General features: G+C 63.0%; 10 protein-coding genes. 6 read left to right on the top strand and 4 right to left on the bottom strand.

The window, feature by feature from the left end:
* The first annotated feature begins 203 nt into the window (after positions 1 to 203).
* The 3 genes from XH98_RS00265 (at position 204) to XH98_RS00255 (ending at position 5,252) form a co-directional block, all read left to right on the top strand.
* Complete coding sequence (locus XH98_RS00265; protein ID WP_271617405.1) at positions 204 to 2,294, top strand: molybdopterin oxidoreductase family protein; 2,091 nt, start codon at positions 204 to 206, stop codon at positions 2,292 to 2,294.
* A 110-nt stretch (positions 2,295 to 2,404) separates the two neighbouring features.
* A complete protein-coding gene (locus tag XH98_RS00260) occupies positions 2,405 to 3,187 on the top strand; it encodes an enoyl-CoA hydratase/isomerase family protein (protein WP_271617404.1) in 783 nt (260 codons plus the stop codon).
* Positions 3,188 to 3,812: 625 nt separating this feature from the next.
* Entirely contained in the window at positions 3,813 to 5,252 is a 1,440-nt protein-coding gene (locus tag XH98_RS00255) for a hypothetical protein (RefSeq protein ID WP_271617403.1), read from the top strand.
* A gap of 330 nt (positions 5,253 to 5,582) precedes the next feature.
* Here XH98_RS00255 and XH98_RS00250 read toward each other — a convergent pair whose 3' ends face one another.
* The 4 genes from XH98_RS00250 to XH98_RS00235 all read right to left on the bottom strand — a co-directional run bounded on the left by XH98_RS00250 (position 5,583) and on the right by XH98_RS00235 (position 11,121).
* On the bottom strand, positions 5,583 to 6,278 hold the full coding sequence (locus tag XH98_RS00250) for a class I SAM-dependent methyltransferase (RefSeq protein ID WP_271617402.1): 696 nt from the start codon (positions 6,276 to 6,278) through the stop codon (positions 5,583 to 5,585).
* 604 nt (positions 6,279 to 6,882) lie between these two features.
* Entirely contained in the window at positions 6,883 to 7,311 is a 429-nt protein-coding gene (locus XH98_RS00245) for a GlcG/HbpS family heme-binding protein (protein WP_220000939.1), read from the bottom strand.
* The gene (locus tag XH98_RS00240) at positions 7,304 to 10,276 is read right to left on the bottom strand and encodes an FAD-binding and (Fe-S)-binding domain-containing protein (protein WP_271617401.1); all 2,973 of its coding nucleotides are present in this window, start codon (positions 10,274 to 10,276) and stop codon (positions 7,304 to 7,306) included. The genes XH98_RS00245 and XH98_RS00240 overlap by 8 nt, the downstream gene beginning before the upstream one ends.
* A gap of 107 nt (positions 10,277 to 10,383) precedes the next feature.
* On the bottom strand, positions 10,384 to 11,121 hold the full coding sequence (locus tag XH98_RS00235) for a GntR family transcriptional regulator (protein ID WP_271617400.1): 738 nt from the start codon (positions 11,119 to 11,121) through the stop codon (positions 10,384 to 10,386).
* Between the two features lie 134 nt (positions 11,122 to 11,255).
* Between XH98_RS00235 and XH98_RS00230 the strand changes: the two genes are divergently transcribed.
* From XH98_RS00230 to XH98_RS00220, 3 genes are all read left to right on the top strand, one after another.
* Entirely contained in the window at positions 11,256 to 12,458 is a 1,203-nt protein-coding gene (locus XH98_RS00230; RefSeq protein ID WP_271617399.1) for a pyridoxal-phosphate-dependent aminotransferase family protein, read from the top strand.
* Between the two features lie 56 nt (positions 12,459 to 12,514).
* Entirely contained in the window at positions 12,515 to 13,798 is a 1,284-nt protein-coding gene (locus XH98_RS00225; protein ID WP_271617398.1) for an MFS transporter, read from the top strand.
* A gap of 115 nt (positions 13,799 to 13,913) precedes the next feature.
* Entirely contained in the window at positions 13,914 to 15,113 is a 1,200-nt protein-coding gene (locus tag XH98_RS00220; RefSeq protein WP_057749423.1) for a pyridoxal-phosphate-dependent aminotransferase family protein, read from the top strand.
* Positions 15,114 to 15,123 lie beyond the last annotated feature (10 nt).

The raw sequence follows: 15,123 nt of genomic DNA, 5'->3' as shown, positions 1-15,123 counted from the left end.
GGTACTGTAGAGGGAGCGGAGGTGGACTGTCGACGCCTCACAAAGTCGATTTGATTGGGAATATCGGGCCGTTTTCGGTGTGTCCGCCCGGCATTTCGCGGTCGCGGCAGGAACAGGCCGCGCGCGGGCTTTGAGCATTTTGCATGGGCATTGCCGGATAAATGCCCTCGGCTCACAGGTCTTTTGATGTTACGAAATTGCCCATGAACCGGCACGCCAAGATCGAGATCCGCCACTCCACCTGTCCGCATGATTGCCCGTCGGCCTGCGCGCTCGACGTCGAGGTGGTCGAAGGCCGCAGCATCGGCCGCGTTCGTGGTTCGAAAAAGCAGACTTACACGGCCGGGGTGGTCTGCGCCAAGGTCGCTCGCTATGCCGAGCGCATCCATCATCCTGAAAGGCTGATGTATCCGATGCGCCGCACCGGACCGAAGGGCTCCGGCCAGTTCGCGCGGATCTCCTGGGACGAGGCGCTCGACGAGATCGCCGATCGCTTCAACCAGGCCGAGCGCGAGTTCGGCGCGGAGTCGATCTGGCCTTACTACTATGCCGGTACGATGGGCCTGGTGATGCGCGACGGTCTCAACCGTCTCACCCATGTGAAGAAATATTCGCGCTTCTACCAGACCATCTGCGCCAATGTCGGACGCATCGGCTTTGCGATCGGTACCGGCAAGATCGCCGGCGTCGATCCGCGCGAGATGGCGCTGTCCGATCTCGTCGTGATCTGGGGCACCAACCCCGTCAATACCCAGGTCAACGTGATGACGCATGCCGCACGTGCGCGAAAGGAGCGCGGCGCGCGGATCGCGGCTGTCGATATCTACGACAACGAGACCATGAAGCAGGCTGATATCAAGATCCTGCTGCGGCCCGGCACCGACGGCGCGTTTGCCTGCGGCGTGATGCATGTGCTGTTTCGCGATGGCTACGCCGACCGCGCCTACATGGACAAGTACACCGACTGCCCCGCCGAGCTCGAAGCGCATTTGAAGTCGCGCACCCCGGAATGGGCCTCCGCCATCTGCGGCGTGCCGGTGGCGGAGATCGAGGCCTTTGCCAAGGCCATCGGCGAGACCAAGCGGACGTTCTTCCGTCTCGGCTACGGCTTCACCCGTTCGCGCAACGGCGCGACACAGATGCATGCGGCGAACTGTATTCCCGCGGTGACAGGCGCCTGGCAATATCAAGGCGGCGGCGCCTTCTTCAACAATTACGCGCTTTGGCACTTCAACGAATCCATCATCGAGGGCCATGACGCCCTCGACAAGACGGTTCGCGCGCTCGACCAGTCGCAGATCGGTCGCATCCTTACCGGCGATGCCGAGGCTTTGCTTGGCAAGGGTCCGGTCAAGGCGATGCTGATCCAGAACACCAATCCGATGACGGTGGCGCCGGAGCAGGCGCTGGTACGGCAGGGCTTTGCGCGCGAGGATCTGTTCGTCGCCGTGCATGAGCAGTTCATGACCGAGACGGCGCTGATGGCCGACATCGCGCTGCCGGCAACCATGTTCATGGAGCATGACGACCTCTATTACGGCGGCGGCCACCAGCACATCTCGGTCGGACCCAAGCTGATCGATCCGCCGGGCGAGTGCCGCTCCAACCATCAGGTGTTGCAGGCGCTGGCGCCGCGGCTTGGCGCGAAGCATCCGGGCTTCGAGATGACGCCGCGCGAGTTGATCGACACGACCTTGAGGCTCAGCAACCACGGCGACATCGGCACCCTCGAGGCCGATCTCTGGCGCGATCTGCAGCCGGATTTTCGCACCTCGCACTATCTCGATGGCTTCGCGCATCCCGACAAGAAATTCCACTTCAAGGCCGATTGGGCGCATCCGCCGTTCGGCCAGACCATGGGCGATTTCGACAAGATGCCCTCGTTGCCGGACCATTGGGCTGTGATCGAGCACACCGATCAGGCTCATCCGTTCCGGCTCGCGACCAGCCCGTCGCGCAGCTTCCTCAACACCACCTTCAACGAGACCCCGTCCTCGCAGGCGCGCGAGGGCAAAGCGAGCGTGATGATCCACCCCTTGGATGCCGCCGCGCTTGACATCGCGGACGGCGATGCCGTGACGCTGGGGAACACACGCGGCGAGACCACGCTGATCGCGGCGCTCTTCGATGGTGTGCGGCGCGGCGTGCTGATCGCCGAATCCGTGCATCCGAACAAAAACCATATCGGCGGTCGCGGCATCAACACGCTGACCGGCGCCGATACGATCGCGCCGATCGGCGGCGCGGCGTTCCACGACAACAAGGTCTGGATCAGGAAGGCGGCTGCGGCCTGAGCGCGCAATTTGCGTCGAGGCGCTAAGGCGGTGCGGCCTGACAGATTGCCCTTGCACCGCACGCCGAAGCTGCCGCAAATGGCCGCAACCAGGAGCAAGGATCAAGCGTCATGACCGACATCACAGCCGTCATCACCGAGAAGCGCGGCCAGGCGTTCTGGATCACCATCAACCGGCCGGAGAAGCGCAATGCGCTGAACGGTGATGTGATCGCCGGCATCGCGCGCGGTTATCGCGACGCGCATGACGACAAGGACGTTCGCGTCATCGTGCTGACCGGCGCGGGCGACAAGGCGTTTTGCGCCGGCGCCGATTTGCAGAATTCCGGCGCGGCTTTCGCGATGGATTATTCCCGGCCCAATGTCGACTACGCCGATCTGTTGCGCCTGTCGCAGAACGCGACTAAGCCGGCGATCGCGCGCGTTGGCGGCGTCTGCATGGCTGGCGGCATGGGCCTCTTATGCATGACCGACATGGCGGTTGCGGCGGATCATGTCATCTTCGGCCTGCCGGAGGTGAAGGTCGGCGTGTTTCCGATGCAGGTGCTGAGTCTGTTGCAGGACATCGCGCCGCGACGTCTCGTCAACGAATGGGCGCTGACCGGCGAGCCGTTCGACGCTAAGGCGGCACGCGATGCGGGCCTGCTCAACTACGTCGTGCCCACGGCCGAGCTGGATGCCAAGGTCGACTGGCTGATCGGCCGCATCGTCGACAAATCTCCGACCGCGATCCGCCGTGGCAAATACGCCATGCGTGCCATCGCGTCCATGTCGTTCGACGAAAGCATCGCCTACACCGAAAGCCAGATCGCGCTGCTGGCGATGACCGAGGACGCGAAGGAAGGGTTGAAGGCGTTCAGTGAGAAGCGCAAGCCGACCTGGTCCGGGAGATAACAATTAGCCCGGGCAGCCGTCTCGGCAAGATCGTTGCTTCAGCATGCGGCTGCGCCATCGGAGAGGCAACTGGCTTGCACGCAAGCGAAAGTTCATTTTGCTCTTACGCCGTATCCTTTCGACGGTCTGCCGGTCGGCTGACTCGCGAAGCTCTCCAGGTCATCAGAAGGGCCGCCAGTGTGAACTAGCGGCCACGAACTCGCGCTGACACTGGCTCATCCAAATCTACTCTGGCACCGCGGGACAGCAATTTCTTAATGCTGGGTTAAAGTCCGCGCCATTGCCCGACGCGCCGCGCCCGGGCGTGAGGCCGCGCGTTTTTCCTCGAAGCCCGGTGAGCCGTGTATTTCTTTCGAAGACCATTGGCAGGCTGCTGTTGCCGCCTGATCTCTTTGTTTCTGCCGGCATCTTAGGCCTGGTGCTTCCATCCACCCGGTATTCTCGCTCGGAAGTTGTCTAGTTCTTGGCGTCTTTGCTCCGTTGATGATCCGCGGGCTTGCCCCGGTTGGCGGATCGACTCGAGCAGTTCGGGAACAACTTTCTTAATCTTTTTGGTCGAGAAAGCTGGCGCGCAATGGTTGCGTTCTAACGGTGGAACTACTCGAGAATGTACCGGCATTGGACCATGGTCGTAACGATTCTCGTGTCTGCCATGGTGGTCCAGATACCGTTAGTGCTCAACGCTGACCTGGGGTGGCTGCTTACCGTGAATGAAATGATTCTCGCCGGGCAAAAGCTTGGCGCTGATCTTTTCGAGTCTAACCCGCCGCTGTCGGTCTACATGTACATGCCTGCGGCGTGGCTTGGGCGATCAACTGGTGTGGCGCCCGAGCTTGTCGTGATCTTTTTGGTCATCGTCGAGATCGTCGTGGCGCTCGTTGTGATCGAGAGCGCAAACGTGGCGGCCAAATTGGAAGTTGGAGAGAGATCTGTCTTCTTGCGGTCGTTTGCATTCCTGCTCGCGCTGCTCCCGGGCGCCGTATTCGGGCAGCGCGAACATATCGCGGTCATTGCACTCACCCCTTTCGTCGCCGTCGCGGCGCTGCGCTGGCGCGGTCTTTGTCCCGGACGCGCCGCCGTCGTCGCGGGATTGGGCGCGGGCCTGGCGATGAGCATCAAGCCCTTCTTTGCGCTGGTGGTCGGGCTTCCGATCATCGCCAATGTCGTCCGCCAGCGCTCGCTCAGGCCGTTGCTTATCCCAGAAGCGGTCAGCGCCGCAATCGTCGTCAGCGGTTACGCGGTGGTCGTCGCGACCGTCTTTGCCGAATATCTCTCCGTCTATGCCCCGATGGTGGCCGAGGCTTATCTCCCGATCAGGAAGGAGTTTGGCAGCCTGCTTCCTCTGCCGATCGCCATGATCGGCGGGTCGATCGTGTTCCTGCGCCTGTTGGCTCCGCGGCAATTCAGGGTCGCGGGCGATGCAACCCCATGGCTGGCCGCGTCGGTTGGCGGAGCCGCGAGCTTCCTGCTTCAAGGCAAGAACTGGCCCTACATGGCTTTCGGGCTCTCCGTGTTTGCCATCGCGGCGCCGCTACTGCAGGTCCGCACCAACACATTGAGGAAGTCAGTGGCGATCGGTGGCGCTGCGTCAATGGTCCTCATCGCGGCCTATCTGTCTTCGCCGCCCCCCGATTTTCCGCCGCTGGCGGAGCGAATTCAGGCGCTTGTGAAGCATCCGCGGTTGCTAACGATCACCGACCACATCGGTCTGGGACATCCGCTTGTGCGCGAACTCCACGGAGTTTGGGTGGGGCGTTCCTGCGCGGAACTCTTGGCTGGCGGCGCAATCTGGCGCGAACAAGATCCGCAATTGAGTGACGATGCTCGAGCAAGGTTGGATAACATTGCATCCTTTGAAAAACGTCAACTGCTGACGAGCTTGAGGATCGGGCGTCCAGATGTAGTTCTGGTAGACACTTATCTGTTCAGCACGATTCCCTTCGATTGGTTGTCCTGGGCGAAATCGGACCCTGAAATACGAGCTGAACTAGGCCGTTTCCATGAAGTTAAGGGTGTCGGACGAGTTCGAATATTCGTCAGCGAATCACAGCCGCCAGGAGCTTGAACGCTTCGGACTGCCCGCCTTTCACGGCGATCGCAAGAATTTGCCAGATCAGCAAATGGTGTGGCTCGTCTCGGGCCATGCGTCCCATGCGCGTCGGCCCCAATGCGGCTCCTTTCCCTTCGGGTTAAACTCGGGGACGTAGTGAGGGATCAAGGCCCGCATAACGCCGACGCGGGCAAATATCGTCCGACCGCCTGCAGCCACCAAATCAGCGCCTCCATAGCTGCTCGCCATTCGGGCGCGGCGTACGCCTTCCGCGGCAACGAGGCGATGTACTCGCCGGCCTAGGTCAGTGCTTTCTTGGGTTTTGGGCTACTTTACGTGAAGGCTTCACTCTGTCCTCGATCGACCTTTCAGCGTCCTAACAATCGGGACGAGCCATGGCATTCGGGCGGCGATGCGATGTTTCAAGGGGAGCATAAGCTCTCCACGCGCCGCTCTAAATGCTCGATCCGGATAATGTCGTCGTTTTCCGCTGCAACGTGTCGTCGTCAGCACCTGCGCTGAAGCGTCGATGGTTTGGACGACGTTGGCGAAGCCGTTTTGGCACCACTCGTCGACGGCTTTCGATACTCCTGGTGTGTCGGGGTTCATGTAGTCGTGGAAGACTACCGGGGTGTTAGGCGCCAGCAGTGTAGACAGCTCGGCAAGGTCAGCCAAGACGCCCTCGTAAGTGTGATCACCGTCGATGAACGCCAGCGTCGGAGTGATAGGAAACTTTGCCCGGAACTCGGGCAATGTCCCGTGGAAGAACAGCGCGCGGCTCGCAAGCCCGCGCCTTCGCAGCAGCTCATAAGCGAGCAGCCTGGCTGCCGGGTTGATATCTATACTGAAGAATTGCGCCTTGCTGAGGCGGACGCCTCGCCGTCTGGCGGCTCCGCTCGTTAACACGGTAGCTGATCGGCCTCGGAATGTTCCAACTTCTAGGATGACATCGCCGAAATCACGAGCGAGATCATAGAGTAGCTGCGTCTCTCCGGGCATCAACCATCCTTCGATGTCGCGCGTCTGCTCGTAGATGCTCAAATTCCTGCACTCCTGGGAGAAAACAACCAGATATACAACTTTCGGTGTGCCGTCTAGGAGCCATTCTGAGGGAGTTCCTCATCGGAATTTGGTCTTAGCCTGTGTGCATTGGTCGAGCCCGACCGATTGATTTGTTTTGATTTCTTTCAAAGCTGCCCGCAACCTTGCATGCGCAACGGGGCCCGATGGATTTGCTAAGAATGAAACTGGCTGCCGAACCACCCATCGTTGGCCATAAGAAAGAGATCGAAAAGCCTAATCAGCCTGCCCGCCCAGCCCCGATCAAAGGGAAGAGTGCTAAGGGCGAAAAGTCCCCGTGATTGCTTGACTGGCCTGCGCACCGACACGGTCGACTTAACTAGCTTTGGGGGCGCGCGGTTTGGCGTTTATGGACTTGAAATCTTTCTCCCGCTTGCGGCAACAGCGGCCACAACGGGATCGTTTAATGGGCAGCAGATCAGCTCTCGTCTGACATTCGGTTTGCAGGCCGAATATATGCCAACTATGGAGGGAGCTCCGCCCATCATCGGATCTCAGACATAACGTAGTCGCTGCACTTTTGCAGCAGACTGTCGCTGTGTTTCGCTATCGACGTTGAGGACAGCTACCCCGCGTTGGCCTTCAGCCCCGCCGCCTGGATACCGGCGACCGCGCAGGCCTCGTCATTGTCCGACGTATCGCCGGAGATGCCGACGGCGCCGAGCAGCGTCGTGCCGTCCATGATCAGCACGCCGCCGGGGACCGGGACCAGGGCGCCCCTGGCGATCGTATTCACGGCGTCGATGAAATAGGGCTGCTCCTGCGCGCGCTGGAACAGGGCTCGCGAGCCGAGGCCCATGGCGAGCGCGCCATAGGCCTTGCCGTGGGCGATCTCGGCACGCATCAAGCTGGTGCCGTCCTGCGCCGCGGCGATCTTGAGCACGCCGCGTGCGTCGAGGACGGTGACGACGAGCGGCTTGAGCTTGAGTTCACTCGCCTTGGCGAACGCGGCGTCGAGGATTTTTCGAGCGGTGTCGAGCGTGAGATCAGCCATGGCTGGGTTCCTTTGCAGTTGGAGACGTGGAATTGGTGTCGGCGCGATCGAGGCTCATCGCCAGCACGCGGGCGACGTGAAGCGCCTCGCGGCCAGCCCCGTCGTGGATCTGGTGGCGGCAGGAGGTGCCGTCGGCGACGACGAGTGTGGACGGATCGGACTTCCGCACGGCCGGTAGCAGCGACAGCTCGGCCATCTCGATCGAGGCGTCATAGGTGTCGGCGCCATAGCCGAACGCGCCGGCCATGCCGCAGCAGCTCGACTCGATGGTCTCGACCTCAAGGCCGGGAACCAGGCGCAACACTTGCTCGACCGGCTTGAAGGCGCCGAAGGATTTTTGATGGCAATGGCCGTGCACCACGGCCTTGTCCGCGACGATGCCAAGCGGCAATTGCAGCCGGCCGGCCTCCGCCTCGCGCACCAAAAACTCCTCGAAGGTGAGGGCGTGGGCGGCGACGGCCTTGGCGTCGTTATCCTTGCGCAGCGAAGTCAACTCGTCGCGCAATGTCAGCAGGCAACTCGGCTCGAGGCCGACGATCGGCACACCGCGCGCGGCAAAAGGCGCGAAGGCTGACACGAGACGGTCGAGCTCGGACCTCGCTTGATCGACCAGACCAGCGGAGAGGAACGTGCGGCCGCAGCAGAGCGGGCGGCCGCTGGCGGACTTGGGCATGTGCACGCGATAGCCGCCGGCCGTCAGCACGCGCAGGGCGGCGTCGAGGTTTTCGCGCTCATAAATGCGATTGAAGGTGTCGGCGAAAAGAACGACCTCACGGCCGCCCTCCGGCCCGGCCGTTTCGGCGGGCGACACGAAGATGTCGCTGCGGAAGGCGGGCAGGGCGCGGCGGGCGCTGATGCCGGCAAAGCGTTCGAACAGCTTTCGCAACAGCGGACTCTGGTTGCGCAAATTCGCCAGCGGCGCGAAGCGCGCGGCGAGGCCGGCATAGCGCGGGAGGTAGCCGACCAAGCGATCGCGCAAGCTCAGGCCGTGCGAGGCGGCGCGTGCGGCCAGCACCTCGATCTTCATCTTGGCCATATCGACGCCGGTTGGACATTCATGGCGGCAGGCCTTGCAGGAGACGCAGAGTTTCAGTGTCTCCATCATCTCGTCGGACGCAAGCGCATCGGGGCCCAGTTGGCCTGAGATCGCGAGCCGCAAGCTGTTGGCGCGGCCGCGCGTGACGTCCTTCTCGTTGCGCGTGGCGCGGTAGGACGGGCACATCACGCCGCCCTCGAGCTTGCGGCAGGCGCCGTTGTTGTTGCACATCTCGACCGCGCCCTGGAAACCGTCGCCGGCGCCGGGATAAGCGGACCAGTCGAGCTTCGTCTTGAGCTCGCCAACGCGATAGTCGGGCTTGAAGCGGAACAGCGAGCGGTCGTCCATCTTCGGCGCGTCGACGATCTTGCCGGGATTGAGCACGCCTTCAGGGTCGAAGCGCTTCTTCACCTCGCGGAAGTCGGCGACGAGGCGCTCGCCAAACATGATCTCGTGGAATTCCGAGCGCACCATGCCGTCGCCATGCTCGCCGGAATGCGAGCCCTTGTATTCGCGCACCAGCGCGAAGGCCTCCTCGGCGATGGCGCGCATCGCCCTGACGTCTTTTTCGAGCTTGAGGTTCAACACCGGGCGCACGTGCAGGCAGCCTTCGGAGGCATGCGCATACATGGTGCCGCTGGTGCCGTGCTTCGCGAACACCTCGTTCAGCCGCGCCGTGTAGTCGGCGAGATGCGGCAGCGGCACGGCGCAGTCCTCGACGAAGGAGACCGGCTTACCCTCCTGCTTCATCGACATCATGACGTTGAGACCGGCGGCGCGGAAATCGGCGATGCCGCTCTGCAGCGCGGGTTCGGTGATTTCGACCACGCCGCCCCATTTGCGCGTGTCGTTATTCCAGCCGAAGCCGAGATCGCCCATTAGCTCGGCGAGCTGCCTGAGACGCGCGAGATTATCCGCCTGGTCCTCTTCGGCGAACTCGACGACCAGCACGGCATCAGGATCGCCCTTGATCGCAGAGTTGATGATCGGCTTGAACATCGCGATGTCGCGGCCGAGCGCGATCATGGTGCGGTCGACCAGCTCGACCGCGATCGGCTTCAGCTTGACCAGATGCTGGGCCGCATCCATCGCCTGGTAGAAGCTGCCGAAATGGCAAACGCCGAGAGCCTTGTTGCGGATAACAGGCCACAGCTTCAGTTCAACCTTGGTGGTGAAGGCGAGGGTGCCTTCGGAGCCGACCAGCAGATGCGCCATGTTGTTGGGCGCGTTGCGCGGCACCAGGGCATCGAGATTGTAGCCGCCGACGCGGCGCTGCACCTTGGGAAAGCCTGCGGCGATCTCGTCGGCTTCGCGCGCGCCGAGATCGAGCATGTCGCGGAACAGAGTGCGCACGTTATCACTGGCATTTACGTCGGAGAGATCGCGAGACACCTCGCCAAAACGGCTCAGCGTGCCGTCGGCGAGCGCTGCCTCCATCGACACCGTGTTGTCGCGCATGGTGCCGTAGCGAAGCGAGCGGCCGCCGCAGGAATTGTTGCCGGCCATGCCGCCGATGGTGGCGCGCGAGGCGGTGGAGACGTCGACCGGAAACCAGAGGCCGTGCTGTTTGAGCTGACGGTTGAGGTCGTCGAGCACGATGCCGGGCTCGACCACGCAGGTCCGGCCGGCGACGTCGAGCGACAGGATCTTGTTGAGGTGCTTTGAGAGATCGACCACGAGCCCGGCATTGACGGTCTGGCCGCATTGCGAGGTGCCGCCGCCGCGTGGGGTGACCTTCACCCCCTCGTCGCGCGCGATCGCCAGCGCGCGTAGCGCCTCATCCATCGTCTTGGGGACGACCCCGCCCGTGGGCATGATCTGGTAGAACGAGGCGTCGGTGGCGTAGCGGCCGCGGCTAAAGCGATCGAACAGGACGTCGCCGGTGATGTCCGCGCGCAGGCGTCGTTCGAGCGAGGAGGCGTTTGTCATCCCTGGTCCCGGATTGATCCTACGCGGCCCCTGGACCTCGTCGGAATATTCATTCTCGTTCCTGACCGATTATATTCTGAATTCAAAATTGGCAAGCCGGCGGCCCTTCATGGCGCTGCCGGCGCGTCCTCCTGGGGCTCGGTCAGGTGCTCAATCGCGGCCGTCCGCTTGTTGCGCAGGTGCTGGAACAGGATGTCGCTGAGCTCGCTGCCGGCGCGCCGGCGCAGCGCGTCGAGGATCGCCTCATGCTCGCGCATCGCCTCCGCCCAGCGCTGCCGCTTGCGGGCGAAATTGGCGGAGTAGCGGACGCGGCGGATGCGGCCGGCAAAGTTGGCGTAGGCGGCCTTCAGGGTCTCGTTACGTGCGGCGGCGACAATGCTTTCGTGGATGTGCTGGTTGGTCTGAAAGTAGCCGTGCATGTCGCGATGCAGATATTGGCCGTACATCTCGTAGTGCAGCTGCTCGATCGCGATGATCTCTTCGTCCGTAATGGCCTCGCAGGCCAGGCGTCCGGCGAGGCTTTCGAGGCCCGCCATCACGTCGAACAGCTCTTCCAGGTCGCGCTGGCTGAGCTGGCGGACGCGGGCGCCGCGGTTGGGTAGCAGCTCGATCAGTCCCTCGGCGGCGAGCACCTTTAACGCCTCGCGCAGGGGCGTGCGGGAGATGCCGAACATCTCGCAGAGCTGGCGTTCAGGAATGCGCCCACCGTCAGGAATGTTGCCTTCCACGACATAGTCGCGCAGCCGCAGCAGGATCTCGCCATGGAGCGAGGCCTCCTGACGGTCGCTGCTATCAGCGGCTGATGGGGTGATCGGAACCCCAAGGTCGGGAATCGTGGACTTCATATGCAGGACAGTAATTTGCTCGCGGTGCCGCGTCGATGCTCGTAATCGAATACCAAGTTTCGATTGAAAAAACAAAAAATGAATGCAAAATGCCCCGCTGAACCGACCGGAATCCGTTGCCAAGGAGAGTCTTCATGCACCAGGGACGCCATTTCCTTCAGATTCCGGGCCCGAGCCCGGTCCCCGAACGCGTCCTGCGCGCCATGGACATGCCTGTCATTGACCACCGCAGCGCCGAGTTCGGCGCGCTCGGCCGTGCGGTGCTCGAGGGCTGCCAGAAGATCTTCCAGACCAAGGGCCCGGTCATCATTTTCCCCTCGTCGGGGACGGGCGCCTGGGAGGCCGCGATCGTCAACACGCTGTCGCCCGATGACAGGGTGCTGATGGTCGAGACCGGCCATTTCGCCACGCTGTGGCGGCAGATGGCGGGCCGCTTCGGCATCGAGGTCGATTTCGTGCCCGGCGACTGGCGTCGCGGCGCCGACCCCGCCGTCATCGAAGCAAAGCTCATCGACGACAAGGCGCATGCCATCAAGGCCGTGATGGTCGTGCACAACGAGACCTCGACGGGCGCGACCAGCCGGATCGCCGAGATCCGCGCCGCGATCGATCGTACAGGCCACCCCGCGCTGTTGATGGTGGACACGATCTCCTCGCTCGGCTCGGTCGACTACCGCCATGACGAGTGGAAGGTCGATGTCAGCGTCAGCTGCTCGCAGAAGGGTTTTATGCTGCCGCCCGGCCTTGGCTTCAATGCGATCTCGGAGAAGGCACTGGCCGCATCGAAAACCAACAAGATGCCGCGCTCCTATTTCGACTGGGCGGAGATGCTCAAGCCCAACGCCAACGGTTTCTTCCCCTACACGCCAGCGACCAATCTGCTCTACGGTCTGCGCGAGGCGATCGCGATGTTGCTGGAGGAGGGGCTCGACAACGTGTTCGCGCGTCACCTGCGGCTTGCCGGCGCCACCCGCGCCGCCGTCAATCATTGGGGGCTCGAAGTGCTCTGCCAGGAGCCGTCGGAATTCTCGCCGGTGCTGACCGCGGTGCTGATGCCGCCCGGACATGACGCCGATCAGTTCCGCAAGATCGTGCTCGACAACTACAACATGTCGCTCGGTTCTGGGCTCTCGAAGGTCGCCGGAAGAGTCTTTCGTATCGGCCATCTCGGCGAATGCAATGCGCTGACGCTGCTCGGCGCGCTCACTGGCGTCGAGATGGGCCTGTCGGTCGCCGGCGTACCGCACCGCTCCGGTGGTGTCGATGTCGCGATGAAGCTGTTGGAGCAGCGCCCGCAGGGCAACGCCTCGCCGCATCTGAAAGTGGTCGGCACTTAAATCTCGCGCGGGAGACGCGGGCGGCAGATCAAAAGAAACGATCAGAGAGGGTGGAGATGGGTATCAGGTTCAAGGCAACGCATGTCGTGCTGGCGATGCTGTGTGCGATGTATTTCATCACCTATGTCGACCGGGTGAACATCGGCACGGCCGCGAGCGAGATCCAGAACGAGCTGGGTCTGTCGAACACCCAGCTTGGCCTCGTCTTCTCCGCCTTCGCCTATCCTTATCTGCTGTTCCAGGTGATCGGCGGCTGGGTCGGCGATCATTTCGGGCCGCGCAAGACGCTGTTCTGGTGCGGCATGATCTGGGCGGTCGCGACCATCTCCACCGGCTTCGTCAACGGGCTCGCTGCACTGTTCGTCGCGCGCTTCGCGCTCGGCTTCGGCGAGGGCGCGACGTTTCCGACTGCGACGCGCGCGATGCAGTACTGGACGCCGGCCAACCGCCGCGGCTTTGCGCAAGGCCTGACCCATTCATTTGCCCGGCTCGGCAATGCCGTGACGCCGCCGGTGGTGGCGCTTTTGATCCTCTGGCTGACCTGGCGCGGCGCGTTCGTCGTGCTCGGCCTTGTCAGCCTGGTCTGGGGCGTGATCTGGGTCTGGTACTTCCGCAACGAGCCGAAAGACCATGCCTCCATCACGGAAGGCGAGCTCGCCGTGCTGCCGCCGCGCCCATCAGGCGAGCGGCCGCGCGTGCCGTGGGGGCCGCTGCTCGGGCGGATGTGGCCGGTGACGCTGACCTATTTCTGCTACGGCTGGTGCCTGTGGCTGTACCTGAACTGGCTGCCGTTGTTCTTCAAGAACAATTACAGTCTCGACATCAAGAACTCGGCGCTGTTCGCCTCCGGCGTCTTCTTCGCCGGCGTGGTCGGCGACAGCGTCGGCGGCGTGATCTCGGACAAGATCCTCGATCGCACCGGCAATGTCCGCTTCGCACGACTGAGCGTCACCGTTGCAGGTTTTGCGGGGGCGCTGCTCTCGCTGCTCCCGATCCTGTTCGTCCACGACATCACTGTTGTGGCGCTGTGCCTGTCGGCCGGCTTCTTCTGCGCCGAGCTCGTGATCGGCCCGATGTGGTCGATCCCGATGGACATCGCCCCGAAATACTCCGGGACAGCGTCGGGACTCATGAACACAGGGTCAGCCTTTGCCGCGATCGTCTCGCCGCTGGTCGCGGGCTTCGTGATCGACGCGACCGGCAACTGGTACCTGCCGTTCCTGATGTCGATGGGGCTATTGCTGCTCGGGGGCGTCTCGGCCTTCCTGATGCACCCGGAGCGCCCGTTCACGGACGCGGAAGACAGGGTGCCGTCCGGCAGGGTCGTGGCTGCGGAGTAGGGGCGACGGAGGCCCGCCGCTTATGCATGGGAGGAGCCTTAAGGAGAGGGGACAAGCCGGTCAAATGGTGCTATTCGGCGGCCACCAAAACAAGGCTAGACCGGGAAGGACGCCTATGACCGTGCATACTGGAAGGCATTTCTTACAGATTCCAGGACCGACCAACGTGCCCGACCGCGTGCTGCGGGCGATGGATATGCCGACGCTGGACCATCGCGGTCCGGAGTTCGCCGAACTCGGTTTTGCGGTCCTCGCCTCGATGCAGCGGGTGTTCCGCACCAAGCAGCCTGTGATCATCTTCCCCTCGTCCGGCACCGGCGCCTGGGAGGCGGCGATGGTCAATGTGCTCGCGCCCGGCGACAAGGTGCTGATGTGCGAGACCGGCCAGTTCGCCGTGCTGTGGCGCGGCATCGCCGACAAGTTCAAGCTCGAGGTCGACTTCATCCCGAGCGACTGGCGCCATGGCGCCGACCTCGCCGAGATCGAGAAGCGCCTTACGGCCGACAAGCAGCACGCGATCAAGGCGGTCTGTGTGGTTCATAACGAGACCTCGACCGGCTGCGTCACGCCGCCGCTCGAAGTGCGCAAGCTGCTGGATCGCGTCAAGCATCCGGCGCTGCTGATGGTCGACACCATTTCCGGCCTCGGCTCGATGGAATATGAGCACGACGCCTGGGGCATCGACGTCTCGGTCGCCGGCTCGCAGAAGGGCCTGATGCTGCCGCCCGGTCTCGGCTTCAACGCCCTCTCGGAGAAGGCGCTCAACGTCGCCAAGGCCAATCCCGGCATGCGCTCCTATTGGGACTGGCAGGAAGTGATCAGCTTCAACAAGCTCGGCACCTTCCCCTATACGCCCGCCACCAATCTGCTCTACGGCCTGCGCGAAGCGGTGAAGATGCTCGAGGAAGAAGGCCTCGAGAACGTCTGGGCTCGCCACAAGCGCCACAGCGCGGCGACGCGCGCGGCGGCGAAGGTGTGGGGCCTGGAGACGCAGTGCGTCGATCCCGCCGCGCATTCGCCGGCGCTGACCGGCGTGCGTGTGCCTGACGGCTTTGATGCCGACGCCTTCCGCAAGGTGGTGTTGGAAAACTTCGACATGTCGCTCGGCACCGGCCTCAACAAGGTCAAGGGCAAGGTGTTCCGCATCGGCCATATCGGTCATTTCAACGATCTGATGCTGATGGGCACGCTCGCCGGCGTCGAGATGGGTCTCGATCTTGCAAAGATTCCGCATCGGAGCGGCGGCGTGCTGGCAGCCATGGACGTCCTGAAGGGACGTGACGCGGTGCCGATGGCCAAGGCCCAGGTGGCCTGAACTAACTTGG

Source organism: Bradyrhizobium sp. CCBAU 51745 (assembly GCF_028128715.1).
In the GTDB taxonomy this organism is placed as follows: domain Bacteria; phylum Pseudomonadota; class Alphaproteobacteria; order Rhizobiales; family Xanthobacteraceae; genus Bradyrhizobium; species Bradyrhizobium manausense.
Note: the sequence above shows the minus strand (reverse complement) of the source record. Positions and strands in the feature narration are given on the sequence as shown.